The 13,418-nt window shown below is 48.1% G+C and carries 13 protein-coding genes; all 13 read left to right on the top strand.

What is annotated here, in order from left to right:
- Positions 1-414 (top strand): four helix bundle protein (locus BLP65_RS15475; RefSeq protein ID WP_245688378.1); only part of this gene is annotated, 414 nt, incomplete at its 5' end.
- A gap of 118 nt (positions 415-532) precedes the next feature.
- On the top strand, positions 533-1,456 hold the full coding sequence (gene rfbA, locus BLP65_RS15470; RefSeq protein ID WP_092999035.1) for a glucose-1-phosphate thymidylyltransferase RfbA: 924 nt from the start codon (positions 533-535) through the stop codon (positions 1,454-1,456).
- Positions 1,453-1,998 (top strand): dTDP-4-dehydrorhamnose 3,5-epimerase, encoded by a 546-nt coding sequence (gene rfbC, locus BLP65_RS15465; protein ID WP_092999033.1) that lies wholly within the window; start codon positions 1,453-1,455, stop codon positions 1,996-1,998. Before rfbA ends, rfbC begins: the two co-directional genes overlap by 4 nt.
- Positions 1,995-3,380 (top strand): lipopolysaccharide biosynthesis protein, encoded by a 1,386-nt coding sequence (locus BLP65_RS15460; protein ID WP_092999031.1) that lies wholly within the window; start codon positions 1,995-1,997, stop codon positions 3,378-3,380. The genes rfbC and BLP65_RS15460 overlap by 4 nt, the downstream gene beginning before the upstream one ends.
- A gap of 82 nt (positions 3,381-3,462) precedes the next feature.
- A complete protein-coding gene (locus BLP65_RS15455; protein WP_092999029.1) occupies positions 3,463-4,284 on the top strand; it encodes a sulfotransferase in 822 nt (273 codons plus the stop codon).
- A gap of 27 nt (positions 4,285-4,311) precedes the next feature.
- Positions 4,312-5,529, top strand: coding sequence for an oligosaccharide repeat unit polymerase (locus tag BLP65_RS15450; protein WP_092999027.1), 1,218 nt, complete (start codon positions 4,312-4,314; stop codon positions 5,527-5,529).
- 415 nt (positions 5,530-5,944) lie between these two features.
- A complete protein-coding gene (locus tag BLP65_RS15445; protein WP_092999025.1) occupies positions 5,945-6,856 on the top strand; it encodes a sulfotransferase domain-containing protein in 912 nt (303 codons plus the stop codon).
- Positions 6,853-7,683, top strand: a complete 831-nt coding sequence (locus tag BLP65_RS15440; RefSeq protein ID WP_092999023.1) for a sulfotransferase domain-containing protein — start codon at positions 6,853-6,855, stop codon at positions 7,681-7,683. Before BLP65_RS15445 ends, BLP65_RS15440 begins: the two co-directional genes overlap by 4 nt.
- Entirely contained in the window at positions 7,680-8,573 is an 894-nt protein-coding gene (locus tag BLP65_RS15435; protein WP_092999021.1) for a sulfotransferase family protein, read from the top strand. The genes BLP65_RS15440 and BLP65_RS15435 overlap by 4 nt, the downstream gene beginning before the upstream one ends.
- A gap of 257 nt (positions 8,574-8,830) precedes the next feature.
- The gene (locus BLP65_RS15430; RefSeq protein ID WP_092999019.1) at positions 8,831-9,715 is read left to right on the top strand and encodes a glycosyltransferase family 2 protein; all 885 of its coding nucleotides are present in this window, start codon (positions 8,831-8,833) and stop codon (positions 9,713-9,715) included.
- A gap of 5 nt (positions 9,716-9,720) precedes the next feature.
- Entirely contained in the window at positions 9,721-10,440 is a 720-nt protein-coding gene (locus BLP65_RS17320; protein ID WP_281180244.1) for an acyltransferase, read from the top strand.
- Positions 10,433-11,593 carry a glycosyltransferase gene (locus tag BLP65_RS15420; RefSeq protein ID WP_092999017.1) on the top strand — a complete coding sequence of 387 codons (1,161 nt, stop codon included), beginning with the start codon at positions 10,433-10,435 and terminating at the stop codon, positions 11,591-11,593. Before BLP65_RS17320 ends, BLP65_RS15420 begins: the two co-directional genes overlap by 8 nt.
- Before the next feature lie 49 nt (positions 11,594-11,642).
- A complete protein-coding gene (locus BLP65_RS15415) occupies positions 11,643-12,761 on the top strand; it encodes a DUF1972 domain-containing protein (RefSeq protein ID WP_092999079.1) in 1,119 nt (372 codons plus the stop codon).
- Positions 12,762-13,418 lie beyond the last annotated feature (657 nt).

The following is a 13,418-nucleotide window of genomic DNA, read 5'->3' as shown; positions in this document are numbered from 1 at the left end:
GGGAAATGGGAAATGGGAAATGGGAAATGGGAAATGGGAAATGGGAGTGAGGGAGGGGGTATGACGAAGCCACATGAGCAATTGGAGGCGTGGAAGGTCAGTATGAATCTTGTAAAGTCCGTCTATGACTTGACTGCGAAGTTTCCGCCAGAAGAACGATATGGGCTTTCGCAGCAAATGCGACGCGCTGCCGTGTCGATACCCAGTAACATCGCAGAAGGTTCGGGAAGGAACCATTCCAAGGAATACCTGCAGTTCCTGGCCATCTCGCGTGGATCGCTGGCAGAGCTGGAGACCCAGCTTCAAATAGCGGTAATGCTCGGTTTCGCTCAACCAACGTATGCTGCTTTTGAATTAGCTGATCGCGCCGGCAGATTGCTGACAGGACTCCACAAAAAATGGAGCACGATATGACACCCACTACCCACTACCCACTATCCAGCTCCCACTACCTTGGTTTCGCTGCTGCTTTTGAATTAGCTGATCGCGCCGGCAGATTGCTTACAAGACCCCATAAAAAATGGAGCACGGTATGATACCCACTACCCACTATCCAGATCCCACTACCCAGTCCAGCCGCAAAGGCATCATCCTCGCCGGCGGCTCCGGCACTCGCCTGTACCCCATCACCAAAGGCATCTCCAAACAGCTGCTGCCGGTCTATGACAAGCCGATGATCTACTACCCGCTCTCGGTCCTTATGCTGGCTGGGATTCGGGATATTCTCATCATCACCACCCCGGAAGACCAGGCAGCCTTCACGCGCCTGCTGGGCGACGGCAGTCAGTTCGGCATCAGTCTCAGTTACGCGGTGCAGCCCAGTCCCGACGGGCTGGGTCAGGCCTTTATTATTGGCGAGGAGTTCATTGGTAACGACAGCGTCTGCCTGGTACTCGGCGACAACATCTATTACGGCCAGGGTTTCAGCACCCTGCTTCAATCGGCCAGCGCCAGAGAAAGCGGCGCCACCGTCTTCGGCTACCGCGTCACCGACCCGGAGCGTTTTGGCGTCGTGGCATTCGATGAGAACCACCGCGCCATCTCCATCGAGGAAAAGCCCGTTAATCCCAAATCCAACTACGCCGTCACCGGCCTCTATTTCTATGACAACGACGTCATAGAAATCGCCAAAGCCGCCGAACCGTCCCCGCGCGGCGAGCTGGAGATCACCACCATCAACCAGGTCTATCTGGAAAGAGGCGACCTTAACGTGGAACTACTGGGCCGTGGCTACGCCTGGCTCGATACCGGCACCTATGACTCGCTCCACGAAGCGTCCGGTTTCATAGAGACCCTGGAAAAACGCCAGGGCCTCAAAGTCGCCTGTCTGGAAGAAGTGGCGTACCGCATGGGCTACATCAACAACGAGCAACTCCTTGCCCAGGCGGATGAGCTGCGGAAGAACAGCTACGGCACCTATCTGAAGCAGCTGGCAGAAGCAGGAGTTAATTCATGAAAGTCACGCCAACCAAAATTCCTGACGTCAAGCTCATCGAGCCCGCCGTTTTCGGCGATGAGCGCGGATTCTTTATGGAGGTCTGGGAGCGACGCAAGTTTGCCGAGGCCGGCATCGACGTTGATTTTGTGCAGGATAACCACAGCCGCTCCGTAAAGGGCACCCTGCGCGGCTTGCACTACCAGTTGCCGCCGCACCCGCAGGGCAAGCTGGTGCGCGTAACGTTGGGTGAGGTCTTCGATGTGGCCGTGGACATCCGCAAAAGTTCGCCCACTTTCGGCCAGTGGGTGGGCGAGTATCTCTCTGCCGACAACCGTCGCCAGCTCTGGATCCCGCCCGGCTTCGCCCATGGCTTCTATGTGACCAGCGAAATAGCCGAGTTCCAGTATAAGTGCACGGATTTCTATGCCCCCGACTGCGAGGCCAGCATCCGCTGGGATGATGCGGATCTGGGAATCGACTGGCCGCTCGCCGGCGCACCGCTGGTCTCGGCCAAGGACGGGCAGGCCAGGACCTTTCGCCGGGCGGAGTGCTTTGATTGAACAATTCGGCCATTCAGCGGCGGCGGGGTAGGGAAGTGGCCTCCGCGATGATTCAACGCATTAAAAACAAGGCCAGCATATTGCGTGCTGATCCGCATATGCAGGAGGTCGCGCGCGGCACTATGCTCGCCTTTGTGCTAAAGGTTGCCGGTTCCGGCCTGGCCTTCGGCTTCAATGTAGCGGTCGCCCGCCTGCTGGGGGCGGAAGGAGCCGGTCTCTATTTTCTGGCGCTTTCGGTCACGGCCATCGGTTCGGTGATCGGCCGCGTGGGGTTGGATAACTCCTTGCTGAGGTTCGTGGCAACCCATGCCACCCATGGCGAATGGGACAAGGTGCAGGCGGTGCATGCGCTGGGCATGCGGCTGGCGGTAATTGTCTCCGGCGCAGTGTCGTTGATTGGCTTCTTTGCTGCGGGTTGGATGGCGGAGGCACTATTCCATAAGCCGGAGCTTACCGAGCCGTTGCGCTGGATGAGCCTCTCCATTCTCCCCTTTGCCATCCTCAATCTGCAGGCGCAAAGCCTGAAAGGGTTGAAGCGAATTCGCGATGCGATGCTGTTGCAAAGCATCGGCGTACCGCTGATCGGGCTGCTGTTGATCTGGCCGCTGGCGAATGCCGCCGGGGTGGAGGGGGTAAGTTGGGGTTATCTGGCCGCTACGACGCTGGTGGCATTGATTGGCATCTGGGCCTGGCGCAATGCGGCTGCAGGTGGCGCGGAGGGAATTTCGCATTACCCCTTTGCCGATCTATGGGTGAGTGCCAAACCGCTATTTATCATTTCACTGATGAATACATCGTTAACCTGGATGCCGCTGCTTTTACTGGGAATGTGGGTGAGTGCCGCCGAGGTGGGTATTTTCGGTGCCGCCACTCGGCTGGCACTGCTGGTCAGCTTTCTGTTGATCACGCTGAACAACGTGGTCGCCCCCAAGTTTGCCGAATTTTACGCCAAAGGTGAGTTGCAGGCGATGGCGCAGCTTGCGAGAAGGTCGGCGGCGATGCTCACATTGCTGGTCAGCCCGCTGTTTCTGCTGCTGTTCATTTACAGTGAAGAGACGATGGGTCTTTTCGGACCTGAGTTTACGGCAGGCGGCACGATACTTGCGATTCTGCTAGGGGGGCAACTGGTCAATGTCGTCACCGGTTCGGTAAGCTTTTTGCTAATGATGAGCGGTAATGAAAAAACCATGAAAATTATTACGATTGCATCGGTCCTGCTTCAGCTGGCATTGATGCTTACCCTGGCACCACTTATCGGCGGTGTTGGGGCTGCTGTCGCCTCAGCCTCGGCACTGGCAGCAAAAAATCTACTGTCGGTATATGCCGTATATAGAAAACTCGGGCTTGTCACAATTCCTAGTGTGCAGATGCTTTTTAAGTGAAAGAAGATGAAAATGATGAGTAAAGCAATACCTGTGATTATACAAACTCCATATATGCTTTGCCAGTCAAGACAGGTGAGGTATGAATAAAAGAACAATACTTTATATTTTAGCATATGGCCGTAGCGGTTCAACCTTGCTCGATTGGTTGCTTGGTAGTCATCCAAGTATTGTAAGTTCAGGCGAAATTGGCAGGTTACCAGTTGCTCTGTATGATCGCACTACTAGGCCACGATATTGCGGATGCGGAGAATATATCGATGAGTGTGAGGTCTGGAAAGAATTTTTTTCTTATGAAGAAAAGATTTACGAATATAAAGCAATGACTTTTGAGAAATGGAACTCTTTGCTGCTTCGAAAGATTTTTTCTCACAAAGAGGGTTCCGATGTACTTGTTGATTCAACAGGTAACTTAAAGCGATTAAAGCAGTTAGTTAATAGTCCGTTAAGTAGCGAATATAATATAAAAGTATTGTTTCTTGTTAGAGATTCACGTGCTGTTATTTATTCAGCCTCCGTTCGAGGTTATAATCGGGGTGCGAGTAAGCCGTCGGTTATACGTGCATCAATCAGCTGGTATATAAGAAATAAGGCCTTTGAACGCTATGTGCGCTTTAATAAGATGAATATGCCGGTAAAAAAGTTAACTTATTCAGAGTTGGTCTCGAGCCCAATTGAAGTTCTGCAGAGTCTCCATGAGTTTATAGGAGTTGAACCGATGAGCTTGGAAACAGATTGGTGTAAAAAAGAACACCATACGTTTTCTGGTAATTTTAAACTTAGGGAAAGTCCGAGCTGCGATATTAGATCGGATATGGCATGGGTTGATGGTTTATCGAAGAAGCAGATGTGTGTTGCAGAATTGATAACTGGTAGGTTAAGTAGAAAATTAATGGCGAAATAATGCGGTTTTATTAAATGTGATAAGTGTATGGTTATTTGGTTTTTAATTGTTGCTCAAATAGGCAATATCTATATTGCGTATCGTGTAACTAAAAAGAGTTTTTCTTATCTGGTTCTATGTAATTCCATTTTACTGTTGAATTTAATTGGAAGTATTATTAACGAAATTGAAAAATATGACACGCATGAAGCATCTACTTACATAGTGGCTTTCGGCTTTTTATTAAGCGCGGGCGCTTTTCTTCAAAATCTGTTGATTAATAAAAGATTACGAAAAGCGATGAATTTTGAAATGAGATCAGCCAATTCTGCGTATAATGAATTGAATGCTAAAGTCATTATGTATGCATTGTTATTATTTTTTGTTGCCGCAATATATTTTTACGCGTCATATGGTATGCCATTATTTTTTGAAGACTTGAAGTATGCGCGAAGAGATGTTCAAAAAGATGCCCATCTTTTTTATAGAATTTTTTTGTATTTCATACCAATAAGTTCGGCTATGTTATACGTAAGGTATAAAATATATAACAATAAAACAGATCGGAACCTTTTTGTCGTTTTCTTTTGTGTTACGGCACTGCTATTGCTGTCGCTTGGATTTAAAGGTTATGTGCTTTGGTATGTGGTTTTTATCATTATGTTAATGAATGTTTATTCCGATGATGTCTTTAAATACGCATTGATGCTGGCTGTCGTTGGATTGTTGTCGGGTGTTGTTGCTACGTCTTTTATGCATTCATCTGATGCTAGTGAGTCAATGGACTTGCTATTAATGAGATCAACGCAAATTGCCGCTTATGGTTACAATATGGTTTTTTATGAGTTATATCCGCAGCTCAGCTTTTTAAGTATTGGTGATTCTAATATAAATCGGTTTCTCGCTGAGTGGAAGTTTGGCAAAGACGATAATATGGCGGTGCACTCCATGGGCATTACAATAACAATAGTCGGAGCTTTGTTGGTTTATCTTGGAAAAGCAGGTGTTCTACTGGCTGCTATTACACTTGGCTTTTTGCTGCAGTATGTGTATTTTTTGGCATTTAAGTATCGAGTTAGTCCGTTGTTTGGCGTATTTTATTTGTATTTGACATTTGTGTTTGTTGGGCTTGTTACGAGAGGAACACTTCAAACCGTACTCAGTCAGCCTGTATTGTCGCTTTTGTTGTTAATGGTTTTCTATGTGGTATTACAGGCGACATTGAAAGGTGACGGAAAGTATGTCTTTAATAGAGTTAAGTATTAAAAAAGTTCGATGAAGAGTAGATGGATGTTGAAAAACGATGAAGTAAATTATCTTGTGCGCCGCGCCCGCGCAAGTTCCGGGATGAGAATGAAGTGATTAAAAAGGCGGGACGCCGGACGGCTGCGAGACAATCCAAATTGGCGACGAAAGGCGCTAATCCCCCGTTGGATGAACACGTCCACAACCTGCGCCGACGCACCGCCCAGAGGCATGGTGTGTCTGAATGTCGGAACGAAAGATTTTCCCGCTCAACTACCAATTCGGAAGGCAAACTTTCGGTCTCTGAGGCGTTCACGAACATCGACGGGGCTCATTTCGCTGCTCATGGAATATCGTGCGATCCTGGTTAAAAATGCATTGATAGAACACCCCGTTATAGGGACCTGATAAACTACCTAAAAATTTATTGATTAATATGCTTGATTTTATCGTCTTGGGTGCACAAAAGGCCGGCACGAGTACCTTGCATGAGTTGCTGGCACAAAGTTCAGAAGTCGCTTTACCATGGACAAAGGAAACTCACTTTTTTCGTGACGAAGAGAAGTTTTTGAAAGGTGTCGAATGGTATCGAAAGCAGTTTAAAGATGTACAGGGAAATGTAAAGGTATACGGTGAAATAGATCCTGAATATATGTATTTCCCGGAATGCATAGAAAGAATTGGATCTATCTGTGATACTCCAAAACTAATTATAGTTTTGAGGGAGCCCATCTCAAGGGCGCTATCGCATTACCGTATGAGCCAACGCCGAGGCTATGAGCCACTTACATTCTATGATGCCCTTGTTGAAGAGTCAGCGCGATTGGAAGGAGGTGATAGATTTTCACAAATACATCATAGCTATATTGGCAGGGGGTTGTATGCAGAACAAATCGAAAGGATTACGTCTCAGCTTCCAGATTCCGAGTTATTGGTACTGAAGTTTGATGATTTATACACTTCTCAAGACTCTGCGGTGAAGACGCTAAATACGATCTGTGATTTCATTGGCATCAGTAGTAATGGGATTACCGTTGACGTGACTCTTAAGCATAATAAAGCTGCCGTTCCGAGATTCAATGGTTTGAGAGATCTGGTTTATGGTCAAGGTAAAGTCAAAAAGCTTGTTGGTAAGTTCATCCCATCAAGGGATTTAAAGATAAGGATGATGAAGTTTATTGATAGGGTAAATATGAAACCGGCTGATAAAAGTCAATCAGAAGCTGCCCAGTGCCCCTATTTTGTTTATGAAAAACTTATCAACGACCTTTATAAGCTACGAATGATAGCAGATATAGACGTATCTCATTGGATTGAAAGCTATTATGGCTGTTTGGAGAAAAGATGAACAAGGGGACTTTTGATCGAACGAGGGCGTTAATCAGTAAACATATAAGTACCCAGTTGAGAAATTTTCGCCCTACAGCCATCAAAGGACGCTTCGTTGGCCCGAAGGTGCTGGTGAACAGTATCCCTAAAGCCGGAACCAACCTTTTGGAACAGGCACTCGGACAGTTTCCATTATTGCATCGGTCCGGGTTTCGCACGCTGCGAGGCTGGGAAACGGTCAGCTCTTATACTTTAGAAAAACTTAGGCGTCTTGAGCGCGGAGGGGTAAAACTTGGACACTTGCCGGCGCATCAGGAATTGATGGCGGCTATTGATGAAAATGACATTAGAACGTTGCTAATGGTTCGTGATCCAAGAGATATGCTTGTTTCGTATGTGAAATATGTAACGAAGATCGATCTAACTCATCCAGCGCATCCCTATTTCGTAAAACTCCCGGACGATCATGCTCGATTGTTAGCTGCAATCAATGGCGTTGAGGGAGTTGTGTCACCAGCTTCCGAGACATTGAGAAGGTTTTCTGGTTGGTTGAATTCGGATGCAATGGTTGTTCGATTTGAAGATATCATTGGGTCAAAGGGAGGCGGAAGTGACGAAAGACAGTTTGAGGTAGTTAATCAAATTGCTGATTTTATTGGGATAGAAATATCAAATGATAACGCTAGGAAAATATGCGGTGCAGTCTATTCTCCGACAGCCATCACGTTTCGAAAACCGCAGATAAATGGATGGCGTGAAGTTTTTAAGGATGAGCATATTGCCGCATTGGAATCTAAAGCCGGCGATCTGTTGAAACGATTTGGGTATGGGGATTCAGCGAAATGACTCCGAACTTTCTGGTGATTGGCGCACCCAAGTGCGGAACGACATCGCTCTACTACTATCTCAGGCAGCACCCTGATGTTTATTTGCCTGTGCAAAAGGAGCTGCATTATTTTTCTTTCGCCAATCTCAGAGAAAACGCGAATGGTCCAGGAGACGAGCAAATATTGAGCTCATTATGTGCTAGTTCGGATGAGTACAATAAACACTACGCTGCTGTGGGTAGTGAGCAGTCGATTGGCGATATATCACCATCTTATCTGTATTACGGAGTGCAGGAGAACATTCGACGGGAATTAGGAGCAGTAAAGATTGTAGTCATGCTTCGTAATCCGATAGATAAAGCATATTCACAATATATGCACCTGGTGCGCGATCAGCGTGAAACACTTCCCTTCTATGAAGCGTTGCTGGCAGAGGAGTCACGCATAGAACAAAGATGGTCAGATATTTGGCGATATGCGGAAAGTTCTCTTTACGCAGATCGCTTGCAGGCATATATGGACTGTTTTGGATATGAAAACGTACACGTCATTATTTTCGACGAGTTCATTAACGATTCACAGTCGGTCATGGTGTCACTTTTCGAATTTTTAAATATAGATAAAGATGTGCCAATCGATACGGAGAAAACCTACAATCGGACCGGCAAGGCTCGATCAATAGTAGTCGCAAATTTTTTGAATAGACCCAATCTCATTAAGTCGTTTGTAAAAACAATTACGCCGGATGCATGGCGTATCGCGCTTCGATTGAAAATAATGGACTCTAATACGGCAGAGAAAAAAGAAATTGATAGTCGTTCATTGGAATATCTTCGCGAATATTTCAAGCAAGACACTGAGCAGCTGGAACAATTGATTGGTAAATCGTTAGTGTGGACAGGTAAATGAATCCGGATCTGATTTTAGCAGGCGCACTTAAGTATGGGTCAACCCCCGCTCTTTGAGTGGCTCTCTGTCATTCTTAGATGTGCGCGTCGTCCGTTAAAGAGATCAATGCTAAATATACAATCCGCTTTGGGAAAAAAGTGCGATGATGTTAAATACTTAAAATTCTCGATTTCCATTTCGCCGATCACAGCAGGAAGCTGGGAAGTTTTTTTAAGCTATTGATTTGTTTGTATGGAACTAATGATTGATAGTGGCGAATGGACGAAGAAGGGAATGTCATGAAGCTCTCAATAATCATTGTGAATTACAACGGCGGACATTTTTTTGATGCCTGCCTGCGATCAATCGCTGAACATGTGCCATTTGAGCATGAGGTTATCGTTGTTGATAACGCATCATCCGACGGCAGCGTCGAATACCTGCGCAGCACACATCCTGAAGTGACATTGATAGAAAGTCAGAGTAATCGTGGTTTCGCGGGAGGGAATAATCTTGCTGCCAGTTATGCAAAGGGAAACTTTTTGCTGCTGCTAAATAATGACACGATACTTTTGAACGACCTGGCTAGAGCGCTTGCGTTTATGGAGAGCGATCCTTCTGTTGGTATCTTGGGTGCTCGTATGCTGGGGAAAAATAATGAGTACCGTTGTTCGGCGGGCTATTTTCCGGAACCTTGGCGACTGGCTAAGTTATCATCGTTATATAGGAAAGATAACGAGTTTGGAAATGGCGTTTTTTCGAACAATATTTCTGCACGGCAGGTTGATTGGGTCGAGGGATCCTTTTTGCTTACGCCTGCTAGCTTATGGCGTGATTTGGGCGGGTTAGATGAAGCCTATTTCATGTATGTAGAAGATGTCGATTATGCGAAACGGGTTGCTGATTCGGGGAAAAGTGTTCTCTATTTTCCAGAGATTTCTTATATGCACTTCGGTGGATATGGACAGAGTCGTATCGGTATGCTTTTTGCTGGTTTTCGTCGTTACCATAGAACCCACTCAAATTGGGTTAAGAGAGTACTTGCTAATATAATTCTTGACGTAGGGCTGCTCACGCGAGCGTTTGTTTACATGTTGCGATCAATTAATGACAAGCAAGCAAAGAGCCGCGCAGTGCTTTGCCTTAAAGCATTGCGACGGTAGGAATAATGCAGGCTCTAATCAGAAATATGGCACAGCGGGCAGCGAAAATATTTCGGGGGCCTTCGTATAAACTTGATACGAATGTGACTGTAACAGCACTGATGGGTTTTACCATACGTCGTGCTATTTCGCTTTTGCGCTGCATACTACGGGGACTTGCTCTTAAGCCAGGTAAGTGGTTTTTTGTTGGGACCTCTGTGGTGCTTCGGAATCGGAGCTTTATTCGTTTTGGACGCGGAGCAACCATCGGCAACTTTGTGCTGATAGACGGCCTTTCACGCAATGGCGTGGTGATTGGCGATGGGGTGAATATTGGTGCCTATACCATCATTGAGGCAACAGGTGTCATTAGCAATCTCGGTGTTGGCTGCCGGATAGGGGTTAACTCTGGTATTGGTGCTTTTTCGTTTATCGGCGCGGCTGGAGGGGTGGATATCGGAAATAATGTCATTATGGGTCAGTACGTGAGTTTTCACTCCGAGAATCATTGCTTTGAAGATACCGAACGGCCGATACGTATGCAGGGTGTAACACGTCAAGGGATCGTGATTGAGGATGATTGTTGGATTGGGGCGAAGGTGACATTTCTGGATGGCTGCCATATAGGGAGGGGCTCGGTGATTGCTGCTGGTGCGGTGGTCCGTGGAAGCATCCCGCCTTATTCGGTTGCAGTCGGTGTGCCTGCAAAGGTCATCAAGTCTCGTCAAAGGTATCGTGATGCGTAATATCCTGTTTGTTCATCAGTCAGCGGATATGTACGGCTCGGATAAGGTGCTGTTGTCTCTGGTGGCAGGGCTGGATCGAAGCAGGTTCACACCCATTGTCGTTTTGCCCTGTAAGGGGCCTTTGCTTATTGCCTTGGAAGAGAATGGGATTCGGTGTCATCTTGTGCCTTTGGTGCGAGCTGGGCGTACTCTCTTCAGCATTAAAGGGCTGCTCTCGTTGCCCGTGGAGGCATGGAGGAGCGTGCGGGCTATCAGTCGCGTCCTCCGGGGTGAGCGGATCGATATTGTACATTCCAATACCCTGGCAGTTCTTTCCGGTACTGTCTGGGCATGGCTGAAGCGTGTGCCGCATGTCTGGCATGTGCATGAAATTATTGAGCGGCCTTTGGTGGTGCGTAAAGGGTTTGCATGGCTTCTGAGGCTTTTTACACACAAGGTGATCTGCAACTCGCATGCAACGATGCAACTTCTATTGCAAGACCAGCCTGCTTTACAGAAAAAAACAGTGGTGGTTTGGAATGGGATTGATCGGGAGCAGCCTGCTGACGCGACCAAAACCGCTGCCTTTCGTCAGGAGCTTGGGCTGACAGATGATGACGTGCTTGTAGCGTTGCTTGGCCGGATCAATCGTTGGAAAGGGCAGGGCCTGCTGGTAGAGGCTGCCGAGCAGTTGGAAAAACGGGCACGCCACCATCTGTATTATGTGGCGGTTGGCAGCCCACCAGACGGGCAGGTGCATTTTTTGCGTACACTGGAAGCGCGTATCGTCCAGTCTCCTGCGCGAGAAAAAATATCGTTGCTCTCTTTTACCTCCGATATCTGGACTGTCTGGGATGCCTGCGATATTGCTGTGGTGCCCTCCACGGAGCCGGAGCCTTTTGGCATGGTCGCCCTGGAGGCGATGGCTTCCGGCAGGCCTGTAGTTGCGGCGAATCATGGCGGTTTGGCCGAGATCGTGGTGCCGGATAAAACGGGCCTGTTATTTGAACCCAATAATCCGCGCAGCTTGGCCGATGCGATAGAGACACTGGCGGATAATAAAACACTCCGTGACGAGATGGGCCATGCAGGAAAGCTGCTTGCTGCAGAAAAGTTCTCTGTGGCTGCGTATGTTGCTGGAGTTTCTGCGGTGTATGACAGTGCAACGGCTTGAGCCAATGAATATCGGATCATCCGGCAGGATTTTTTTAAGGACGTTCCAAATGCCCAGCACTAAATCAATCGCTATTCTGGGTACAGTAGGCCTGCCAGCCCAATATGGCGGGTTTGAAACGCTTGTTGAAAATCTGGTTCATTATCGAGAGCATTCAGCAGCAAGTGATGTTCTGACCGTTTACTGTAGCAGTCGTAGTTATCCTGAGCGCACCCCTGAGTATCTGACTGCACGACTCAAGTATATCCCTCTGCAAGCAAATGGTGTGCAGAGTATCCCCTATGATTTTCTTTCGCTTGTTTCTGCGGTTTGGAACCGCAATGATGTGATCCTGTTGCTGGGTGTATCAGGTGCGATAGCGCTGCCACTGGTCAGGTTGGTCTCCTCTGCGCGCGTTGTCACCAATATCGATGGTAAAGAGTGGCGCAGAGAGAAGTGGCGTGGCCTTGCCAAGAAATTCTTGCGGTTTTCCGAGCGTATTGCAGTGCGTTATTCGCACGAAGTAATTTCCGATAACGCTGCTATCGCGGATTATGTCAAAGACACCTATGGCGTTAATAGCCATGTAATCGCTTATGGTGGCGATCATGCTGTCGCCGTCGATGCGGTTCCTGTGGACGAGTATTCCCTTCCTGATAAATATGCATTTTCAGTTTGTCGCATTGAGCCGGAGAATAATGTTCATATCATTGTGGAGGCGTTCAGTGCTCAGGAGACGATTGCGTTAGTGCTTGTTGGCAACTGGGAGAATAGTGATTATGGACGTGATCTTCGTCATAGGTACCAGGCGTTCAATAATCTCTATCTCCTTGATCCGATTTACGACCTGGGAAAACTGAAAACGCTTCGTTCTAAGGCGGCTGTCTATCTCCATGGTCACTCCGCAGGAGGTACCAACCCGTCTTTGGTAGAGGCTATGCACTTTGGTGTGCCAATAATTGCTTTTGATTGCGACTTCAACCGTTCGACAACAGAAGACAGGGCGCTGTACTTCAGTGATGTAGAATCGTTGCGACACCAAATAATTACACTTGACGACGCAGTGTCTGAGAAGGTCGGGAAGGATATGGTTGAAATTGCTCAACGCCGGTATACCTGGGCCAAGGTGGCTGAGCAGTATTTTGCGTTGCTTCATGATCGGGGTGAGAAGTTGAAGGGTGAGAAGTGAAGGGTATGTCCACTCCTCGGCACGGCTATACAGCCTCATCGCCACCGCCAAAGCGAATGGCAAGAAACCCTACCGTTACCTGCGCATCTTTTTAAAGAGCTAGCTACCCGCCGCCGAATCCGTCGAGGATTTCGAGGCCCTGCTGCCTTTCAATCTCGACATCGACAGCTTGGCTTAGGCCGCAAGCCCGTGCAATACGGGTTTCACAGAACGCCTACTCACTTATCGCTTACGATATTCGATTCCAGCAGGCCCGACGGCGCTCCCCGCAAGCCTCTGGATGTTTTCCGTGTGCGGCTTTGGGCTGGACCCCTTTCATCGGCCTGCATGAGGGGTTGGAAGAGACCTGCCGGGGTTCCCGGGAGCGAAGAGGTCCGGGAATGACGCCGCCGCGGCATCCCTACCGGAGCGCGAAGTCCCGGCGAATGTCCCCCAGGGACAGCACCCGGGCGCTCAAGGAGTACCCGAGGCTCGCGGTCTGTCGGTGGCGGGGATGGGCGAGGGAGTAAACGTTAGCCGTTGTCGGTCATAACCCTGCCTTTTTTGTGCCATACCCTAACGGTAAAAATGTGATTGAGTTCACAGTCTGGATTCGTTAAATTGGTCGTCAGCTTGGTTTTTGTGGGGATTGTTCCTCACTCACGATAGGTTAGGCCG

It is taken from the genome of Thiohalomonas denitrificans (assembly GCF_900102855.1).
In the GTDB taxonomy this organism is placed as follows: Bacteria; Pseudomonadota; Gammaproteobacteria; order Thiohalomonadales; family Thiohalomonadaceae; genus Thiohalomonas; species Thiohalomonas denitrificans.
The sequence above is the reverse complement of the archived record's forward strand: the minus strand, read 5'-3'. Positions and strand labels throughout refer to the sequence as shown.

Bases quoted from the DNA above. Each gene is read 5' to 3' on its own strand.
- rfbA (WP_092999035.1), top strand. From the start codon at position 533: ATGATACCCACTACCCACTATCCAGATCCCACTACCCAGTCCAGCCGC.
- rfbC (WP_092999033.1), top strand. From the start codon at position 1,453: ATGAAAGTCACGCCAACCAAAATTCCTGACGTCAAGCTCATCGAGCCC.
- BLP65_RS15455 (WP_092999029.1), top strand. From the start codon at position 3,463: ATGAATAAAAGAACAATACTTTATATTTTAGCATATGGCCGTAGCGGT.
- BLP65_RS15450 (WP_092999027.1), top strand. From the start codon at position 4,312: ATGGTTATTTGGTTTTTAATTGTTGCTCAAATAGGCAATATCTATATT.
- BLP65_RS15445 (WP_092999025.1), top strand. From the start codon at position 5,945: ATGCTTGATTTTATCGTCTTGGGTGCACAAAAGGCCGGCACGAGTACC.
- BLP65_RS15440 (WP_092999023.1), top strand. From the start codon at position 6,853: ATGAACAAGGGGACTTTTGATCGAACGAGGGCGTTAATCAGTAAACAT.
- BLP65_RS15435 (WP_092999021.1), top strand. From the start codon at position 7,680: ATGACTCCGAACTTTCTGGTGATTGGCGCACCCAAGTGCGGAACGACA.
- BLP65_RS15430 (WP_092999019.1), top strand. From the start codon at position 8,831: ATGGACGAAGAAGGGAATGTCATGAAGCTCTCAATAATCATTGTGAAT.
- BLP65_RS17320 (WP_281180244.1), top strand. From the start codon at position 9,721: ATGCAGGCTCTAATCAGAAATATGGCACAGCGGGCAGCGAAAATATTT.
- BLP65_RS15420 (WP_092999017.1), top strand. From the start codon at position 10,433: ATGCGTAATATCCTGTTTGTTCATCAGTCAGCGGATATGTACGGCTCG.
- BLP65_RS15415 (WP_092999079.1), top strand. From the start codon at position 11,643: ATGCCCAGCACTAAATCAATCGCTATTCTGGGTACAGTAGGCCTGCCA.